General features: G+C 70.5%; 9 protein-coding genes and 3 pseudogenes. 2 read left to right on the top strand and 10 right to left on the bottom strand.

Translation table 11 applies throughout. The annotated features are described in order from the left end of the window. Window positions 1–18: 18 nt before the first annotated feature. Window positions 19–405, bottom strand: a complete 387-nt coding sequence (locus tag JQX13_RS36230) for a VOC family protein (RefSeq protein ID WP_203403999.1) — start codon at window positions 403–405, stop codon at window positions 19–21. Between the two features lie 28 nt (window positions 406–433). On the opposite strand from JQX13_RS36230, the gene JQX13_RS54675 reads away from it, so the two are divergent. Then, on the top strand, window positions 434–2458 hold the full coding sequence (locus tag JQX13_RS54675; protein WP_239014064.1) for a response regulator: 2025 nt from the start codon (window positions 434–436) through the stop codon (window positions 2456–2458). A gap of 18 nt (window positions 2459–2476) precedes the next feature. Here JQX13_RS54675 and JQX13_RS36215 read toward each other — a convergent pair whose 3' ends face one another. From JQX13_RS36215 to JQX13_RS36185, 9 genes and pseudogenes are all read right to left on the bottom strand, one after another. Further along, the gene (locus JQX13_RS36215) at window positions 2477–5668 is read right to left on the bottom strand and encodes an MYXO-CTERM sorting domain-containing protein (protein WP_203403998.1); all 3192 of its coding nucleotides are present in this window, start codon (window positions 5666–5668) and stop codon (window positions 2477–2479) included. 13 nt (window positions 5669–5681) lie between these two features. After that, window positions 5682–9266 (bottom strand): flagellar motor protein, encoded by a 3585-nt coding sequence (locus tag JQX13_RS36210; protein ID WP_203403997.1) that lies wholly within the window; start codon window positions 9264–9266, stop codon window positions 5682–5684. Then, window positions 9263–11167 (bottom strand): hypothetical protein, encoded by a 1905-nt coding sequence (locus tag JQX13_RS36205; RefSeq protein ID WP_203412373.1) that lies wholly within the window; start codon window positions 11165–11167, stop codon window positions 9263–9265. The genes JQX13_RS36210 and JQX13_RS36205 overlap by 4 nt, the downstream gene beginning before the upstream one ends. Before the next feature lie 86 nt (window positions 11168–11253). Then, window positions 11254–12939 carry a TolB family protein gene (locus JQX13_RS36200; protein WP_203403996.1) on the bottom strand — a complete coding sequence of 562 codons (1686 nt, stop codon included), beginning with the start codon at window positions 12937–12939 and terminating at the stop codon, window positions 11254–11256. A 264-nt stretch (window positions 12940–13203) separates the two neighbouring features. Then, complete coding sequence (locus tag JQX13_RS36195; protein WP_203403995.1) at window positions 13204–14169, bottom strand: hypothetical protein; 966 nt, start codon at window positions 14167–14169, stop codon at window positions 13204–13206. Window positions 14170–14203: 34 nt separating this feature from the next. Next, window positions 14204–16042: a sensor histidine kinase gene (locus tag JQX13_RS36190; protein WP_203403994.1), complete on the bottom strand. Its 1839-nt coding sequence runs from the start codon at window positions 16040–16042 to the stop codon at window positions 14204–14206. Further along, window positions 16039–16509: pseudogene (locus tag JQX13_RS56575) on the bottom strand (diguanylate cyclase domain-containing protein); the annotation flags it as partial. The gene JQX13_RS36190 and the pseudogene JQX13_RS56575, both read right to left, overlap by 4 nt. 105 nt (window positions 16510–16614) lie before the next feature. Further along, window positions 16615–16917 (bottom strand): annotated as a pseudogene (locus JQX13_RS56570) (response regulator transcription factor); the annotation flags it as partial. Window positions 16918–17079: 162 nt separating this feature from the next. After that, a pseudogene (locus JQX13_RS36185) lies at window positions 17080–19305 on the bottom strand (response regulator); the annotation flags it as partial. Window positions 19306–19556: 251 nt separating this feature from the next. On the opposite strand from JQX13_RS36185, the gene lexA reads away from it, so the two are divergent. Further along, window positions 19557–20219, top strand: coding sequence for a transcriptional repressor LexA (gene lexA / locus JQX13_RS36180; RefSeq protein ID WP_203403992.1), 663 nt, complete (start codon window positions 19557–19559; stop codon window positions 20217–20219). Window position 20220: the final 1 nt, after the last annotated feature.

The raw sequence follows: 20220 nt of genomic DNA, 5'->3' as shown, positions 1-20220 counted from the left end.
CCTGCGGCCCCGGGATGCTCAGTCCTCCGGGTGGTGACTGAGCGCCACCCGGTTCCCCTCTGGGTCCCGGACGTACACCGTCCACTTCGTCTCGTGCTCCAGCGCGAGCCCCGCCCGCGCGAGCTCCTCCACCACCCGGGCCCGCTCCGCCCTGGCGATGCGGAAGGCGAGCAGGAAGAGGCCCGGCCGCTCGTTCCGGAAGGGGCCGGGCTCGGGCTCGCCCGACACCTCCTCGAGCGCCAGGAAACCCCCGCCCGGGACGCCGACCCATACGCTGCGTAGCGAGCCATCCGGCCTGTGGTGTCTTTTGAGCTCGGATAAGCCCAGCACCTCTCTATAGAAAGCGGTGACCTTCTCTACGTCCCGAACCTGGATGGCTAAATGGTGGAAGCCCTGAACGTCCATGAACGGAATGCTATGGTGTCCGGCCCCCATGGCGCGACTGCTCATCGTCGAGGACCACCCTGAACTGGCCTCCCTCATGGTCGCCGCAGCCGAGAGCCGCGGTCATGAGGCCACTGCTGTCCACACCGGCGAGGCCGCGCTGGCACTCCTGCGCCCGGCGGCCTTTCACGCCGCGGTGGTGGACCTGTTGCTGCCCGACATGCGGGGCAGCGCCGTGCTCTCCGCGCTCCGGGATCATGCGATCCCCTCCGTGGCCGTCAGCGGTGTCTTCAAGGGAGACCGCTTCGCCCGCGAGGCCACCGAGGTCCATGGCGCGCGCGCCTTCTTCGAGAAACCCTTCGAGCTGCTCCAGCTCCTGGAATCCGTCGAGCAGCTGTGCGGCCTGACCCGCCCGCTGTCCTCCCCTGATGTCGACGAGGAGGAGGTGGTGGTCTTCGAGGACGCCTCGCTCCTGGACATGGAAGACGAGCCCGTCTTCACCTCCCAGGAAGACGAGCCCGGCTTCACCTCGCACGAGGACGAGCCCGTCTTCGGTCCGCAGCCAGAGGGGCCTGCCCCCTTGGTGCAGGGGCTCGTGGTCGTCGAGGAGGTTCAGGATCCCCTGGGCCAGGAGGCCCCAGCGGCCGCCACGGACGCGGAGGCATACGTCCCGAACTACCTCTACCAGGCCGAGGCGCCTCCAGCCGGGTCCCCGGGCGAGGAAGAGCCCGCCCCCCTCGCGCCAGACACCGTTCCGCCCGAGCAGGAGCCCTCCGACCACAGCAAGACGCCCATCACCCTCAAGCCGGAGGATCTCGAGGAGCTCGAGACGATGGTTGCGTTCGAGTCGGCCGAGGAGCAGCAGGCGGAGGCCGCCTCTTCCGAGGAGCACGCGGCGCTGGAAGCACTCGGCTCCGTCGAGGAGCAGCCGGCACCCGCGGCCTACTCCGAGGAGCACGCGGCGCTGGAAGCACCCGGCTCCGTCGAGGAGCAGCCGGCGGAGGCCGCCTCTTCCGAGGAGCACTCGGCGCTGGAGGCACTCGGCCCATCCGAGGAGCAACCGGCACCCACGGCCTACTCCGAGGAGCACGTGGCATTGGCGGCACTCGGTCCATCCGAGGAGCAACCGGCACCCGCGGCGTACTCCGAGGAGCACGCGGCATTGGCGGCACTCGGTCCGGCCGATGAAGTGCCAGCGCCGACCGCCTCGTCCGCGGACACGTCCGAGACGCTGGAACCCGAGCCCGGACTCGCCCTGCCCTTCGGTGAGCGCGAGAAGGTGTGGACCAAGACGGACCCCTCGGCTCCCGGCCGCCGTCCTCCGCCCGAGTGGTCACTCTCCGGAGACCTGAAGAACACCAGCGTTCCCCGGCTGCTCAACGCCTACTACGAGGCGCGCCACAGCGGAGAGCTCAAGCTCCGGCAGGGCTCCGTCTTGAAGGTCGTCTACTTCGAGGCGGGCCGCCCGGTGTACGCCGCCTCCAATCTCGCCCATGAGCGCTTCGCCCGCTTCTGCGTGCGCCGCGGCGTGCTGCCGGAAGCGAAGCTGCAAGAGGTGGGCTCACTCGCTCGCGAGCAGAACATCCGCACCAGCGAGGCGATGATGCGCCTGGGCCTGCTGGACGCGCGGCGGCACCCACAGCTCATCGAGGAGCAGGTGAAGGAGATCCTCTGGTCCACCTTCTCGTGGACCGAGGGCGCCTATGGCTTCAGCCCCACGCGCCCACCTCGCGCGGGACTGGTGAAGCTGTCGGTGTTTCCCGGGGATCTCATCCTCGAGGGCATCCTCCGCTCCGAGCCCCTGGAGTCGCTGCGCCAGCGGATGCCGCGCTCGCGCCGGCTCTTCCCCACCGCGGCCCCACCCTATGCCCTGCACGAGCTGAAGCTGAGGGGACCGCAGGCCCTGCTGCTGGCCTACGCGGACGGCAGCAAGACGGTGGAGGATCTGCTCACCCTCACGGAGCTCCCCGAGCGCGGCGTGCTCGCCACGCTGCGGGGCCTGGAGCTGATTGGCGTGCTGGAGGAGCGGCGCGAGGAGCCGAGCAGCCGCAACCGCATCAGCTTCGGCCTGTAGGGCGCGGGCGCCCCCTCCTCACCGACGCCGGCGGCGCACGGCCGCCACCAGCGCCCCGAGCGCGAACAGCACCGGGCCCGGACCCGAGCTCGTGCAGCCACAACCGGAGTCCGGCACCTGGGGCCCGGGAGTCGTGACGATCGAAATGGGCACGTCGCGCAGCCGGGCCTCGCCCTCCATGCGCCGCTCGCCCACCAGGTGGGGACGCGCCACGTAGGTCAACGTCCCAGGGACCTCACTCCCCAGGGACAGCCCCGTCACGGTGAGCGCCCCCTCGTTCCAGGTGGCCATCACGGGTTGGCCGTCGAACTTCGCGCTGCCCTCCACGTACGTCATGCCCTCCATGCGCTCCACGTAGCGCACGTCCGTCACGCCACACGCGGTGGTGTTGAGCATCTCCACGGAGACGCCGACGAGCCCCGTCTCCGACGCCGCCGGAACCTCGGTACGGCGGCGCAGCTTCACGAAGGGCTCCACGGTGATGGGCAGCGTGTGCGTAATCCCGGTCGATTTCTCCGGGCCCGCGTCCGCCGTCACCTGCATCACCACGGACCTGCCCACCAGCGAATCCAGCCCGGTGTCCCGCGTGGCCAACGACACCGTGTGACCGGACAGGGAGCCCTGCTCGAGCTCTGGGCCATCCACCTGTGTCCAGGTGACGGCCGGCGTCTGACAGGCTTCCGGAGGGAAGGTCTGGGTCAGCGTGGCGCGAACGCCCTCGTTGCAGCGGGCCACCAGCACTGCATCCTCTGGTGGTAGCGGCTCCAGCCCCGCATCGAACGAGGGTACAGCCACGTCCTTCGTCATCACGAGGGAACGCAGACCCGTCTCCTCCGTCATCGAGGCCTTCAACTGGAAGTCCCCGCCCTGGCAGCCCAGGCCCAGAGGGAACCGCCACTCGCCTGGAATATCCACCTGTGCCACCTGCGTCGGCCCCCCTCCGTCCATGGGCTCGAGCTGGAGGTCGGCACGCAGGCCACGCTCCGCCGCGCAGTTGAGGTTCGACATCACGCTCACGACCAGTTCGCCCGAGGGCTTCGGGTCCTCTTCGAGCACGAGCACGCCCGCGTCGAACGGCTCCTTGTCGGTCTGGATCATCACCTGACGCACCGAGGACGGACCGGCGAGACCATCGGCGGCTCCCACGTGGTGCTCGGTGCGGATCATCAGTTGGGTCGTATCGACGCAGTGCGGTGCCTCCACCACGAGCGCCGATGCTGGCGCCGGGAAGCCCTGGATCGGCGGCCCGCCGCTCCCATCCCGGAACGTGACGCCACCACCGGGCACGCCTCCGTCGGACGACGTCACGTGCCACAGGCGCACCACTCCCGGAAAGGAGGGGCTGTCCACACAGTCGTGGGGGCGCGGGTTGTCGGGCGTGAGCGCCAACGACTGCCCGGCGTTCAGGTACTCCACTCCCGAGTCCGCGCTGAACACCACGTTCGGCTGGCCCCAGGGCGCCACGTGCACCTTGTAATCCCTGAAGGTGGAGAGCCCTCCCTCATCCTCCACCTGGAGCCGGAAGCCGAAGTCCCCGCCCCCCGCCTGACAGAAGACCCGCGGAGGTGTGATCACGGCGGTCCCCCCGTCCTGCTCCAGCGACGGGACCCCCGTGCCCGAGAACCGGGGCTCCCAGCGCTTCTGGATCCGACATCCCGCGGCCGTCGTGTCGCCACCGAGCGCCCGCAGAAGCAAGGGGGCTCCGCCCGCGGCCAGCTCGATCGCGACCGGACCGCTCGGGACCTCTCTGCCATCGGGGAACACCACCGAGGGAAACCCCGGAGCCCGCGTGTGCTTCACGTACACCTGGAAGGTCTTGGAGGCGTCGTGCGCGGGCAGGCCGTCCGCGGCCCGGACCAGGAAGGTGCCCACGTGCGCCTCGCGCTGGCAGATGGCGCCGGGGGTGACCTGAAATACGACGGGATCTCCCGGCGCACCACTGACCGGAGTCACCGTCCATGGAGTCGAGCCCACGAGCTGATGCGAGGCCGTCACCAGCACCGGATCTCCCTCCGGATCATTCGCCGCGAAGGTGAGCTGGCCAGGCACGCTCTCGTCGAACGTCACCGAGGCGCCCATCGGGTCATCCACCACGGTCGCCGACAGGGCGCTCGCGGAGATGCTCGGCCCCGCATCGTTGGTATAGACGAAGATGTTGTTCCCACCAGCCCGGTCCACGGTGAAGACGCAGTAGCTCGCGCCCGTGCAGGCGACCTCCTTCAACGGAGCCGATGCGACCTCCGCCGGAAGCGGCCTGAAGCGCCAGATGCGCCCCGCCTCCGTGTCCGCGAGCATGGGCACGGAGCCCATCACCCCGGTACCGCCATCCGCCCGCGACACGACGGCCATGCCAAACCCGGTCCCGGCATCACCCCCGGCCATCACGTTCATGGACAGGCTCTTCACGCTCCAGCCGTCGAGCACCTGGACCGCTCTGAGCGGGGTCCCAGCATCCTGCAACGTCCCTTGAAGGAAGCCCTGCTGAGTGCCCACCACGGCATGGGGAGCCACCGGGCTGCCCGCGGGGAACATGTCAATCGCCATCACGGCGCCCATCGACGGAGACTGAGACCGCTTCTCCTTCAACCCGCTGCTGGTGATCCAGTAGACTAGGGAGTTGGAGCTCGGCGTACCCACGAGCGCATGGAGCCCGCCGTCCGTCCGTACCACCCCCAGGGCCCTGCTGAGCGAATCCGGCGGGCTGTAGGCCGGGGTGAAGGGGAGGGAGTCGTAGATGCTGGTTTCCGACAGATAGACCCCGAAGGAGCCGAAGCTGCTCACCAGCGCGGCGGCTCCGCCCTGGGCCGCGTGCTTCACCCGAAGGACATCCGACTCGGGAAGGGTGATGGACCTGTTATCCAGGGAGTCTTTTCCACACGTGCCCCCATCCGCCCCCAGGAGATTGCGCGTCCCAAGGCCATCCCTCCTGACCGACAGGAAGCAGTCATCGGACGGAACGTAGTAGGTGCCGGCCGACTCAGCGGAGGCCGTGGGCGCGGAGATCCTCCAGGGAACGCCCCCGTCCACGAACAGATAGGCCCCGGACCTGCCCGCCTCCGAGAACCCCAACGAGACCTTCTCGGGGCCCCACACCTCCAGGACGTCGTTGGGCCGCTCCGGCACGGACATCCCCGTGCGCCAGTCGGCATGCGCGTGGGCGGCGGCGAACATCACCAGGCCCCCCACCGCACCCAGGGAGAGGAGCCGCATGCGCGCGCTCCACCTAGTACGCCAGTTCCGCCCGAAGATAGAGCCTGTCGGAACCATTCTGTGCCTCCTCCGGCAAGCCCGTTCCCGTGAACCCCAGCAGAGTATAGCCCAGGGCCACACGCAGCTTCTCGTCCACGCGGTACGCCACCTCGCCACGTAGCGAACCCAACGATTCCTCTTCGGGCACCACCGACCGCGCCGCTCCCTCCACCGCCACCTCCAGCCCTCCCACCACCCGGACCGATGGACGCAACGAGCCGGTGAAGACCCATATCGCGACGTCATCCTGGTTGCTCCGGCTCGCGTGCAGCCCCGCCGCCAGCGCGAACCGGTCTCCCAGGCGCACCGCCGGCAGCAGTGAAAAGACCTGCTGGGCCCGCTCCCCGAAGACGGAGCGTACGCCGGGCTGCAGCTCGCGGGTGATGCCATAGCGGGCCACCAGGAGGAAGGGACCTGGCCTCCACGCGAGTGCCGTGTACCCCTCGAGCAACCGGGCCTCCGCCACCCTGCTCTCCCGCTCGTAGGTACGGCCGTAGTTCATCCGCAACGAGAGCGACAGGTCCTCGCGCAGCACCGCCTCCGCCGCGAGCACCAGGATCGCCTGGATGCGATCCACCGGCTCCGACACACCCCGCTCCGGCGTGCCGCGATCGAAGCGCATCTCCAGGCGGCCATCGGCCCGGAGGCGCTCCAGGACGAGGTTTCCGGAGACGCTCGCCACGTCGCGCCGCAGCGAGCCCGGCACGTCGAGCACGCTCCTCACGCCCCGCTCGTAGCGCACGCCCACGTCGAGCGCGCCGAAGAGGGTCTGATGGAAGCCCACCGCCCGCGCCAGGCGCACGGCGTTCGTGTCGTGCGAGGCGACGTCCTCCACGAAGAGGCTCGTCCCGTCCGCCAGTTCCGTGCTCGCCCCGCTCACCGCGCGGCTGGCGCCGAAGTCCGGCCCGTCCACATCCACCGAGTAGCCGCCGTAGTAGACGTCCTGGCCCCGTTGCCACGTGCCCCGCACCCACGCCAGCGGTCCCAGCTGGGGACCCCAGCCGCCCCGCACGCCCACCACGGCCTCGTCGACCGTCACGTCCACGCCCGCCGAGGAGAAGGTGTCGTCCACCCGGCCCGGGCCCTCGCCGCGCAGCACCAGCGCCTGCCGGTGGCCGGCCGACACACGCAGCCAGTCGTTCACCACGTAGTGGCCCTGGAGCCCCGCGGAGGTGCGTCCGCCCTCGAGCAGCGGCCCCTCACCAGGCACCTCGCTGGCGCGCAGACTGGCGTCGCGCAGCTCCGCGCTCACGCCCCACCGCTCCCATGTGTAGCCGAGCCCCAGTCCCAGCGTGCGCGCTTCCAACAGCCCCTGCTCGAAGGGCCGCCGCGGATCCGTCGAGAGCCGATCATCCCCGAGCAGCGTGAGGCGCCAGGACCCCAGCGGCTGCACGGCACGCAGGGACCACTGGCGGAAGGAGGAGGTGTCCGCGTGCGCCCCATCGGAGAAGCCCTCCGTGCGCCGGCGGAAGGCCGCGTCCACCGAGCCCTGACCGAAGAGGCCCGGCCCGCGCAGGCGCAACCCCAGGGCATCTCCGCCCCGCACGTCCCGCTCCTCGTCCGGCCGGAGGAAGGAGAGGCCTCCGTCATCCGAGACGCCGAACAGCTCCGCCAGCACCGCCGAGCCCCGGCTCCGGGCCACCTCCGCCATGAGCGTGTAGCCCCCCAGGGTGGTGCGCGCGTGCCCCGAGAGGAGCTGGTAGGGAGCCCCGGCTCGCTGCTCGTGCACGGCGGACACGGACACCCGTCCCCCCTTCCACTCCGCCCACGCCTCGCCTCCAGCGGAGTCGACCGGGGAGGCCGCCTGCAGCACGGCGTACTGCACGGTGAGGACGGGCTCGGGCGTGGCCGTCAGCGGATCCGTGCGCAGCAACGACTCGCCAGAGAGGAAGGACAGCGGGCGCGCGAGGAAGACGCGACCCGCCGTGTAGTCGATTTCATAGTCCCGCCCCCGAACGAGGTGGCGCTCGGCGAGCGGCAACCCGGTGACGCCGTCGCGCAGCTCCACGCGCAGCAGCTCCGAGCCCTCCGCCACCGGCACCGAGCCCAGGTAGTAGAGGCTCCCGCCCGTGCCGCGCAGCTCCTCGTACGCCGGCAGGGCCGAGAGCGAGCGCGTGGGATCCGCCAGCCCTCCGGCGAAGGCGTTCACGCCCGCGCGCAGTTGGCCCAGCTCCGCCGCCAGCTCCGCGAAGGGGCCGAACAGCGGCCGGTGGTAGCGGCCCACCTCCCCTTCCACCTGCAACGCCCGGTACGTCCCCAGGCCCACCCGGCCGAGCTCGTCGTGGCGAACCTCCAGCCGCAGACGGCCCTCGGCGGGGTTGGGCGTGAAGCCCACGGACGCATCTCCCCACTCGGGGATGGCGAGGTCCGGATCCGGCACCCGGCCCAACCGCGGAATGCGGGGGCGCAACCAGTCCGCCACCGGGCTCCCGCGCAGGTTGTCCACGTCCGTGTCCCGGAGATCCAACTCACCCGTCAGCGAGAAGGAACCCAGGCGCGCCTCGCCATGGGCCGCCCCCCGTCCCCTCAACCGGAAGTCCCTCGTGGAGGGAGAGAACGTGGCCTCCATGTCCAACAACCCCACCGCGAAGGACCGGGGCACCGCCTCCAGCTGCACCGACACCGTCCGGGCCGGCATGCCCGGCGGCTGGATCTCCAGCGCCACCAGGTTGCGGCCCACGGCGAGCACCACCGGCACCAGCGCGGACCCCTCGGGCCCCACCGTCACCTCGCCCCGAGGCGAGCGCACACGCGTACCCGCGGGGAACTCGACGAGCAGCGAGGAGGGACCACTGGCCGGCGGCTCGCCCTCACGGCCCGGCAGCCGCAGTGTCCCCTCGGGCTCGGGCTCACGCGGGATGACGAGCAGGTTCCCCTGTCGCGACACCACGTCGATGCGCTGACGGAAGAGGCGCAGGGAGCCCTCGGAACCGAGGACGGTGAGAGGCAGCACGTTCTCCCCGGGAACGAGCCGGACACGCGCACTCCAGCCGCCGCGCGCGTCCACCTCCGCCGGGCCGACGCCCACCGTCACCTCATCGCCCGGAGAGGCCTGCCCGGCCACGAGGAACTCCACCCCACCCGGCACCACCGCCGCCGTGGGCGGTGACGCGTCGTACGAGAGCGACAGGGGAGACAGGGCCTCGGCCCGGGTGCGCACCGCGAAGTCCTGGAGCACCAGGGCGGCCCACGGCACCTCCACCGTGACGGCCGCGGGGCTGGCCTCGCTGTCGGGCGGCAGCGTCCGTGGATCCAACCGCAGCCGTTGCCGGCCAGGCCGCAGGTGCACCCCGCCCGTCACATCCGGGCTGCGCGCGTCCACCTCGGCGAAGTGGTAGCGACCCGAGGCGTCCGTGCGCACCTCGCGGCCGGTGGCCAGCACCAGACGGACGTCGGACAGGCCCGGCTCCTCGGGGGCACACCGTCCGTCCCCGTCCAGATCCCTGCACACGCGCCCGGCGATGGCCGCCGCGAGCTCCGGGGGCTCCACCCTCGCGAGCTGCGCCCCGGCGGCACCCGGCAGCAGGGCGAGGCACAATGCCCAGGTGACCCGCCTCAAGGCAGCACCTCGGCGAGCGCGGTGACTCCAGTGGCCACGTCCCCCACCGACACGCTCACGGGCCCCCCATGCCGCACGAGGAAGCTGCCGCGTCCGTCCTTCACCTCCACGGGGCTCCGCTCACCCGCGGACTGCCACACGTGGGCCGCGCGACCCTCCAGCACCCGGCCCGAAGCGTCCTCCATCCAGAACGTGACGCGCGGGCCCTCCACCCTCAACCGCACGTTCACCGGCACGGCGGGCACCAGCCGCACCCGCTGCTCCGCCGTGGCCGGAGCCAGGGGCCGCATCAGGGGGAACACGGGCCCTCCCTCGGCCACCACCTCCACCGTCTGACGGAGCCCGGGCCACTGGCCGTGCACCACCTCCATGCGGCCCGGACGCACGGGGCCGAGCACCACCGTGCCCTCCTCCCCCGTCACCCGCTCCTCACCCCCGGCACGCAGCGGCTGTCCCGGTACCGGAAGTCCGGCCAGGTCCGTCACGCCCGCGTACAGGACGCCTCCCTCCACCCAGACGTGCAGGCGCGCCGGCTCCGTACCGACCGGGCCATACGCGAGCACCTTCACCTCCGCCTCGCCCACCTGGCCATGCGGAGGCAACGTCCAGTCGCTGGTGAACACCCCCCGGGCGTCCTCGCGTGGCGGGCTGAACGAGCCCTCGTCCGCCCGCGCCACCACCACGGCTCCCGGCCTCGGCCGCCCGAAGGCGTCCCACGCGGTGACGGTGACGGGCACCGTCGAGCCGAGGTGAACCATCGGCTCGGCCAGGGACAGGGCGACACGCGCCGCCGGCCCCTGCACGAGTTGCAGCGACAATTCCTCGCGCGAGCTGCTGCCCCGCTCCGGCCAGGTGGCCACCAGCCGCTCCGGCTCCGCGGGCAGCGTGCGCGGGGCGGTGTAGATCCACTCGAGCAGGCCTCCCTCGGCGCGCGTCGGGCCGCGCAGGGTGCCATGACGTGCCGAGGCCTTCACCCGTGCGTCCTTCACCGGCCGGCCCTGGGGATCACTGGAGGCACACAGCAGGCGCGCCTGGGACACCCCATCCGCCGGGAGACGCTGGGGGTTGAGGACGCACGCCAGCCCGTCGGTGGGAGGCAAGGCCAGGTTCATCCGCGAGCGTCGCACGTTGCCCGCCGCGTCCACCGCGCGCGCCTGCCCGATGCTGTGGCCCGGCGGAACGATGACGGGCAGCCGGAAGCGCCCGTCCGGCGCCGCCTTCGTGGGCCCGAAGGTCTCCCCGGCGATGGTGACGGAGATCTCCACGTTCGGCTCGGTGCGACCCGGCAGCTCCACCGACGTGGCGAGCGGCACCAGCACCTTGCCGTAGGCCCCGTGAATCGACTGCGGATGGGGCCACGCCGAGAGGGCCACCAGGATGGCCACCTCCGGGTAGCGCGTGTCCGGTAGCACGTAGCGAGCCTGCCAGGTACCGGGCCCGGTGCGCGCGAGCTCCTCCACCCGGCCCACATTGGCCCGCAGCACGGGGGGCGCCCCGGTGTCATCCGGTGTTCCATCCGGCTGGAGCATCCGCACCGTGAGCAGCGCCTCCTTGTCCCGGCCCTTCACGGGCGCGGGCGGATCCAACGTGAGCGACACCTGCGTGGCCGGCGGGCCCAACACGTACCGGGCCTCGGCACGCGACCCGGCGCTCTCGGCGGCCACCCTCACCTCCCGCGCTCCCGGCTCGGGGATGACGAGGAACGTCTTCAAGGGAGGCTGCTCGGGCCCTGGCGACAACCGCGCCCCGCTCGCCGACACGGAGATTCCCGCCGCGGACACGGGCGCACCCGTGGCGTCCCTCCGCACCAGGGCGATGGAAAAGCCCTCGGGTGGGACGGCCGCGGACGGCCCCAGGATGTCAAGGGTCTCCGCCGAGGCCGCAGAAGCGACGAGCAGCAGGACTGGCAGGAAACGGTTCAGAGCATTGGTAATTTATCAGCCTCCATACCGCGCCCGAAATCCTATCTCCCCGATTCGACACGGCTTCACGCCCGAGCGGCCCTGCCTCGGAGCAGCACCACGGCGAGCATCCACACCCCCAGGAGGGACGCCGAGCCGCCCCCCGCGCTGCAACCCGGAGAGGCGTGATTCGACGCTTCGTCGCCCTCCGTCAGGCCAGGAGCCGAGGCCTGTTCCCCCTCGTACCCGCTCGGCACGAAGTAGTGCGTGAAACCGCCCTTGTCCGACCCCGTCCCCAGGGACTCGGCGGGCACCAGCTCGCCATAACGGAGCTCCGAGCCCTCGAATGACTCGTCCTTCTGGCTGTCCTCGCACGACAGCGTCCCATAGAGGCGCACCCGGAAGGCGCTGCCGGGCTTGTCGTCCAGCCGGGCGGACAGCATGCGTCGGCCCTGGAGCGGCACCGCCCGCGCCATGCCCGCGACGTCCCGCCCGAGCTCGGAGGGCCCCACCAGCAGGCCCCTGCCGAGCCACACCCTCCCCGCGCTGGCACGCGTCCCCTCGAAGCCATTGTCCACGCACAGCACGCCCGTGCCGATGCCCTCGACCTCGGAGGAGACCACCTCCGACTCGCCGTTGGCGTTGCTCACCACCAGGGTGCCCAACAACGGCCGCACACCGGGCGAGGCGCACACGGCGGCGGGATCCGCGTCGGTGGGCGACAACTCGCAGTCGCTCGGCACGCGGAACATGTAGGCGTACACGTTGAGGTGGCCGTCCTGCCGCTCCGTCCACACCACCCGCGCCTGGCCATTGGCATCCACGCTGATGTCGCTGAGCGACTCGCTGCCCGGCGTCTCGGTGAGCCGGTAGTACGTCTGCGTACGCAGGTCGTACAGCATGAGATCGAAGTTGGGGGTCCCTTCGGACACCCCCCACCGCTCGAAGGCGATGATCGGACCACTGATGTTGGGGTTGGTGTCCGTGCCCGGGAGCGAGAGCCGATGGACCTCACCGCCCCCCACCGGCTGCCAGGCGATGTCCGCCTCCGGCGCGCCGTCGACGGTGCTGCGCGTCACGTACACCACGACCTCGCCGTTGGTATCGGGCAGGGACTCCTCGCCCTCCGCCCCGGTGAGCTGGGAGACCCGGTAGCCCCCTTCGACCGCCTGGGCCGCCCAGATGTCGCACCCATCGATGCTGGTGGCGCACTTCGTCCACACCACCGCCTGACCGTCCGCGCTGACCGCGGGCGCGCGATCCACGCTCGAGTCCTCGGACAGCCGGGTGAGCGCGAGCGAGTCCATGCGGTAGGCGAAGATCTCCGGCGGCGCGGACTCGGCGGTGTAGCCCAGCTCCTGCCAGACCACCGTCTGGCCTCCCACCGTGGCGGCGCGCCGGTCCGCGCCGGAACGGGGAGCGAGCTCCTCCGCGAGGCCGCCCTTGCTCACATCGAAGCGGAAGACGCGGCTGGAACTGGTGGAGCGGGTGAAGACCACCACCTCGCCGCTGATGTCGGAGATGGCGTCGTATCCCCCCTCGGTGGGGATGGCCTGGTCCCTACCCGAGGCCAGATCGTGATAGCGAATCTCACTGCTGCTGAGGCTCAGCTGATTGGTGTAGGCCACCAGCGACCCGCTCACGTGGGGATCCGTCTGGTCTCCCGGCCCTTCGTTGACGACCAGGGACGTGCCCCGCAGGGGCGCCCCCACATTCTGGCCCAGGGCCATCACAGGCATCAGACACGCGAGGGTGGTGAGTGTCCGCAGCATCGTGGCTGACCTCCGGTTGCACTTCGGGCGACAGGCCCCAAACCCCTGTGACCAAGGGCAATCCCGGGCTCAGCCCCCCCCAAGCGCCAACCAGCGCCAGTTCCCACGGCAGCCACAGCCGGCCGTACTCCGGGCCCCACGGCTTTGCGCACCCGGGCTTTCGCTCGGGATTGCCCTTGAACAAGGGTGATTCTCGGGTCAGGAGGTCATGCAAGTAACAGGCCTGGCAATCAGGCATCAAGGCGCTCGTCTGTCAGCCTGCCCTCACGGGGCCTTGGAGGGTGGGTCATCCCATATCCCTGGGTCAACCGTGACCTTCTTGGGCGGAGTGGTGTCCACGGTCAGCTCACGCTTCTCCTCCTGACGGAGCCCCCCGACGGACGAGGCATGGACCCGCACGGCATTCGTGCCTTCCTTGAGGGAAACGACTTCGGAGAAGTGACCCTGATCGTCGGTGGGGACGACGCGACCCGCCACCTCCACCCGGGCACCGGGGTCGCTCTGTCCGGAGACGACGACCTGACGCCGGGGACGGGCGGGCCAGTTCACCTTGAGGAGGAGGCTGGTGGGGATGGGGGTGGGATCCGAGGGACCGCGGCCCGGACGGACGATGGACTGCTGGCCGGCACGAACGATGACGACCTTGCGCGCGCCACTGAAGGAGGCCTCGCCCGCGAGGGTGGCCAGGGCGACGGTGCCCGCGCCGTTGTTGCTCAAGGTGAAGGTACCGCCCTCGGTGCGGGCCACGGCGTCGCTGCCCGCGGCCATCACCTCGATCGCCTGTCCGGCCTCGGGTTTGACGCGGACCGTCGTCATACCGTTGCCGAGCAGGAGGCGGGAGAGCGAGTCGGTGAGATCCTCCACGGACACCTCGGTGCCGGCGTCCATGCGGACCTCCACGGCCTCGCCACCAATGAGCACCGCGTAGGCGCCGTCCAGGGTGCGAACCGCGTCCGAGGGGCGCAGCGCCTCGCCGACGCTGGCGGCGCGCCACTCCCCACCGCGGCGCACCTGCACCGTGCCGCGGATCTCCTCCAGCGTCAGACTCTCCGGACGCTTGACCGGAGGAAGCGTGGGGCCCGGGGCCTCCACCACACGGGGCGGAGGCGGAGGCGGAGGCGCGGGGGGTTGATGCAGGAAGAGGAAATAGCCCAACGGCAACGCCGCCAGGATGGCGACGAGGCCGATCAGGAAGGGCGCGCTGCGCCGGCTGGAGCGAGGGGCGTCCATGGGGCTCCGAAACTACCTCACCCGGCCCCCTCGCTCACGCCTTTGGCAACCACACGGTGAAACAAGTGCCCTGCCCCACTTCCGTGCGCAGCTCGATGCTTCCGCCCGCCTCGCTGACCACCCGCCATGCGACCGACAGGCCCAGACCCACGTTGGACCAGATGTCCTTGGTGGTGAAGAAGGGCTCGAAGATGCGCGAGCGGTGCTCGGGGGCGATGCCCTTGCCCGTGTCCTCCACCTCGAGGAAGCCGCGCCCATCCCGCTCGCCCGTGCGCAGGGTGAGTCGCTTCGTCTGGGTCTTCAGCATCGCGGTACGCGCGTTGGACAGCAGGGCCAGCACCACCTGGGACAGGTGTCCCGGGTCCGCCTTCACCCGCACCGGCGGGCAGACCAGCTCGGTGGAGAGGACGACTCCCTCCCCCGAGATCTGATTCTCCGTGAGCGTGAGCGCGTCACGGATGACGGCGTTGAGGTCCACCGAGCGCAGCTCGGGTTTCGCGCGCTGCTGGGAGAAGCGCAGCAGGTTCTGGGTGATCTCCTTGCAGCGCTTGGCGCTCAGCTCGATCTTCCGCAACGTGTCGAAGTCGGGATCCTTCTCGTCCCGCTCGAGCATCAGGAGCTGGGTGTTGCCCAGGATGCCAGCCAGGGGGTTGTTGATCTCATGGGCCACGCCGGCGCCGAGCTGACCCACGGCCGCGAGCTTATGGGCCTCGAGCAGCTGGGCCTGGGCGGCCTTGAGCTCGGCGGTGGCCTCGTCCACCCGGGCCTCGAGCTCGTCGTTCCAGCGCAGCATCCGGGCACGGGCGGCCTCCAGCTCGGAGCCCATGCGGTTGAAGGTGGCGGCCAGGTCGGTGAGCTCGTCATCGCCCTCCACCGTGACGCGCCGCTCCAGCTCGCCGCGGCTGAAGGCCTCGGCACCGGCCACCACCTCGGACAGGCGGCGGTTGAGCCTGCGGGTATAGAGCGCCCCCAGGCCGAGCAGCACGGCGAAGGCGCCCCCGATGGACACCAGCACCGTGCGGCGCATGGCGCGTACCGGGGCCAGCGCGACGCCCTCGTCCACGGCCGCCACCACCTCGAAGCCGGGCACCTTGGGCACCCGCGCGGCGCTCACCCGCATGGCGGGAGCGTCCAACCGGAAGCTGCGCACCTGCGCGTCGTCCGAGACGAGCCGGGTGGCCAGCGGGGCCTCCAACGACCGCAAGCGGCGCTCTGGGACGGAGCTGGCCAGGATGCGCCCGGCCGAGGAGTCCACCAGCTCGAGCTGTCCCGGCTTGCCCCCGGCGCGCCGTGCCAGCAGCGCCTCCAGGTCGGAGAAGACGATCTCGGCGAGCGCGAAGGGAGCGTCCTCGCCATCCGCCAGCTTCACCGCCACCGCCACCGCCGCGCGTCCGCTGGGGGCGTGCGCGTAGACACGGCCCAGGGCGGCCTGTCCCTTGTTCCCCCGGCGCAGCGACTGCACCGGCACGGCCTGGGCGAGCGCCATCGTGGCGGAGGGATCGAACCCCGGGTGCTCACCCTGGCCGAGCTCCTGGAAGACGGGCGTGCCGCGCGGGTTGCCCTGCGCGTCGAGGTGCAGCACCGCGCTGACGGCGGGAGACTGGCCGTAGAGCAGCTGAAGACCGCCCTGGAACTCCTCGGGGGTGATGCTCTCCCAGTTGAAGAGCTCCGCCGAACGCGCGAGCGCGTCCACCGTCTTCATGAGCTCCACGGACACGCTCTCGGCGGTGGCCTCGGCGAGGACGCGCTGCTCGGAGACGATGCGCTCGGTCAGCTCCGCCTCGGCGCGAGACAGCAGCATGAACCCCACGGCCGCCAGGGGCAGGACCGTGGCGGCGAGCATGAAGAGGATGAGCTGCTGATAGAGCCTCATCCAGCGGCCGTCCGGAGGACCGCGAGCTCCTTGTCACTGCGCAGGTAGACGGAGCCCTGGATGGCCTTGGCGCGCTTCTTCATGTCCGCGGCCCGCCGGGCCAGCTCGGCATGATCGTTGGACACGCCATCGCTCAGCACGGCCACCACGGACACGCTCATGATGGGGAACTTGCGCTTCTCCCCGTAGCGGTCGTCCGTCTCGATGTAGCCGCGCTCCCGGTCCTGCTTGTCGTAATAGAGCGGGATGATGCGATCGAAGGCCTCGATGGCGCGCTGGCAGATGCGATCCACGCTCTCAAGGGCGGTGACGAAGACGAAGTCATCCCCCGCCACGTGCCCGAGGAAGTCACCGGGCAGGCCCTCCTGGCCGAACACCTCGCGCAGCAGATCGCCCGTCTGGCGGATGACGCCGTCGGCCTTCGCGAAGCCGTAGTAGTCGTTGTAGGCCTTGAGGTTGTCCAGGTCGAGGTAGCAGAAGGCGAAGGGCTTGCGCTCGACGAGCCGGCGATGCACCTCGCGCTCGATGGCGCCCGAGCCGGGCAGCTGCGTGGTGGGCGAGGCGCCCAGCTCCTGCTCCTTGCGGCGCAGCACCGTCTCCACGCGAGCCCCCATCTCCAACGCGTCGAAGGGCTTGGTGAGGTAGTCGTCGGCACCGAGCTTGAGGGCGCGCACCTTGGCGCTCGTCTCCGCGAGGGCGGAGATGAAGATGACGGAGATGTAGCCGCTGGCGCGCTCGGCCTTGAGCTCCTCGAGGAAGTGGTAGCCGTCACCGTCGGGCAGCTGCACGTCCAGCAGCAGCACATCCGGGCGGCGCTCGCGCAGGGCCCGGTGAGCCTCCGCGAGGGTGAAGCATGCCTCGACCTCGTAGCCGAGGCTCACCAGCACCTCGCGGCAGATGGCGGCCACCTTCTCGTCGTCGTCCACCACCAGCACGCGCCCGTGGTGCTGACCGGCGCGCCCGCGCACCAGCGAGTCCACTGTGGCGAGCAGCCTGTCGGCCTGCAGCGGCATGGACAGGAAGGCATCCGCCCCGGCCCGGAAGGCGCGCTGGCGCTCGTCGAAGGCGGAGAAGAGCAGCAGCGGCACCTGACGCGTCTCCGGATCATGCCGGAGGATCTCCGCCAGGCGCAGGCCGTCGATGACGGGCAGCCGGGCGTCCACCAGCAGGGCGTCCGGGCTGTGGGCGCGCGCCAGGGTGAGACCCTCCTCGGCGCTGGTGGCCAGACGCACCTCGTAGCCGCGCGCACGCAGCAGGGCCTTGGTGATGTAGCCGATGTCCGGCTCGGCCTCGACGAGCACCAGCGATCCGCGCCGCTCGGGGCTGCGCTTCTGCGTGAAGTCCAGGCCGTCCGGCCGCAGGTACTCGGCGGGCGGCTCCACGGGGAGCACCACCACGAAGCGCACGCCATCGTGACAGGGCTCGCACCAGATGTGACCGGCGTGGGCCTCCACGATGTTGCGGCAGATGGCCAGACCCAGCCCGGTGCCGCGCACGGTGCGATTGGCCTTGGTGCGCGCCTGCTCGAAGCGGTCGAAGATGCGCTCCAGGTTCTCCTCGGCGATGGGCTCGCCGCTGTTCCAACACGTGAGCGCCACGAAGCCGGGCACCGCCGAGGTGGCCTTGAGCTCCAGCCGGACCTCACCGCCCTCGGGCGTGAACTTGGTGGCGTTGGTGAGCAGGTTGTTGAGCACCTGGGTGAGCCGGTTGGGATCCGCCAGCGCCCGCAGACCGTGCTGGGGCAGCCCGGCGGACACCTTGATGCGCCGATCCATGAAGGCGGGGCCGTACTTCTCCACCGCGCGGCGCACCTGCTCGTCCACGTAGGCCCACTCGAAGTTCATCCGCAGCCGGCCCTTCGCGAACTTCGCCAGGTCCAGCAGGTCATCCACGATGGCGTTGAGCTTCTCCGTCGAGTCGCGCGCCAACATCAGGTACCGGCGCTGCTTCTCGTTCATGTCGCTGGAGAGGAAGTTGAGCACCAGATCCAGCGAGCCGGAGATGGAGGTGAGCGGCGTGCGCAGCTCGTGGCTCACCATGTGGACGAACTCGTCCTTGCGCTCCTCGAGCTGCTTCTGCTCGGTGACGTCGCGCAGCACCACGCACACGCCGCGCAGCACCCCGCGCGCGTCGTTCACCGGGGTGATGGTGGTGTGGATGGTGCGCTCGTCGAGCTTGAGCTCCTCGCGCAGCACCTGGGCGCCGCCGTACTCCCAGCCCCGCACCAGCTCGAAGGGATCGAACCCGAGCTTCTCCCGCAACCGCTTGCTGGCGTCCGGGGTGGTGGGGCCCTCCCCCAGCATCAACATGCGGCGCGCGGCGGGGTTGAGCACGACGATCTCGTTCTTCTCGTCGGTGAGGATGACACCATCGGCCATGGACTCGACCATGCGGTCGATGCGCTGGCGCGAGGCCTCCTCGGAAGCGCGCAGGGACTGGATGGCGTCCGCCGTCTGGTTGGCGAGCGTGTCGAGCAGCGCGCCATCCTCCTCGGAGTAGACGTTGGGACGCTGGGAGAAGAGCGACAACAGGCCCACCGGGCGGCCCCCGGCGGTGAGGGCCACGGTGACCTGGCTGGCCCAGGCGGCCGGGGCGGCATCGTCCTGGGAGGTGGTGCCGGCGACGTGGGTGATGACGCGATCCTCGGGCAGCACCAGCCCCGAGCGCTGTCCCCACGCGGCCAGCATGGACTCCTTCACGCCCAACAACGACTGCTCGCCGACGACGGTGCCCTGGCAGCGCAGGCGCAGGGTGGCGGTGCGATCCCAGCCGAGCGCGATCAGGGCCGCGCCACAGTCATAGGGCAACACACGCGACACCGCGGTGAGGACGCGGTCGATGATGGCGTCGTAGCCGAGCGGCTCGCCCGCGCTGGCACGGCTCACCTCGTAGAGGACGCCGAGCGCCTCCACCCGCTGGTGGAGCTTGCGCAGCAGCCGCTCCTTGTCCCGCCGCAGCTGGGTGTACTCCACCGCGTTCTTCACGGTGATGAGGAGGTCGTTCAGGTCCCAGGGCTTGGTGATGTAGCGGTACACCTGGCCCCGGTTGATGGCCGCGATGATGTCCTCGGGATCCGTGTAGCCGGTGAGGAGCAGCGCGGTGACGTCGATGCCCTCGGCACGCGCGGCCGCCACCAACTCGATGCCCGTCATCTCCGGCATGCGCTGATCGGTGATCAGCACGTCCACGCAGTGCTGCCTCAGAAGCCCCAGTGCCTCGCGGCCGGAGTTGGCCGACAGCACGTGGTAGCGCTTCTGGAACATGCGTACGAGCAGATCGATGACGTCGGGCTCGTCATCGACCAACAGAAGGGTGTTTCGAGGCTCGGACAAGATGTTGGGAATTCTACGCCTAGACGCAGGGGGACCCCAGACCCTGTTGGGCACCGGAGGACCCACACGGATTGTACGTGCTCAACCTTGAACGAATTGACTCTATACGTATGTTCAGGGAGCATGACGGTACTGAAAGCCTGTTGCGCCGGTGGGCTGCCCACCGAGCGAGGGAGCGAGGCATGGAAGAGCTGACCGAACGCCAGCGTGAGATCCTGGCCTTCATCGTCAAGGAGACGGAGTCACGGGGCTTCCCGCCGACCATCCGGGAGATTGGCGAGGAGATGGATATCCGCTCGACCAACGGGGTGAACGATCACCTCAAGGCACTCGAGCGCAAGGGGTACCTCAACCGCGGCGAGCAGCAGAGCCGTTCACTGGTACCGACCAAGCGGGCCCGGCTGCTGCTGGGCCTGGGGGTGAAGAAGGAATCCGGGATGGTAGAAGTCCCCCTGCTCGGCAAGGTGGCGGCGGGCGCTCCCCTGCTCGCCCAGGAGAACGTGGAGGACTCCGTCCGGATCGACAGCTTCCTGCTGGGCGGCCAGGGGCGCGAGGTCTTCGCACTTCGGGTGAAGGGCAACTCGATGATCGAGGACGGCATCTTCGACGGGGACTACCTCTTCGTGCGCAAGACGCCGCAGGCCCAGGCCGGGGACATCGTGGTGGCGCTCATCGAGGACGAAGCCACGGTGAAGCGCTACTACCCCGAGGGGGAGCGCATCCGCTTCCAGCCGGCGAACGCCACCATGCAGCCCATCTACGTGAGCAAGGCGGACTTCCGCTCGACGATGATCCTGGGCCAGGTGGTGGGCGTGTACCGCAAGCTGCCGGGCGGAAAGGTCTAGC

Origin of the sequence: Archangium violaceum, assembly GCF_016859125.1 — a bacterium.
Classification (GTDB): domain Bacteria; phylum Myxococcota; class Myxococcia; order Myxococcales; family Myxococcaceae; genus Archangium; species Archangium violaceum_A.
Note: the sequence above shows the minus strand (reverse complement) of the source record. Positions and strands in the feature narration are given on the sequence as shown.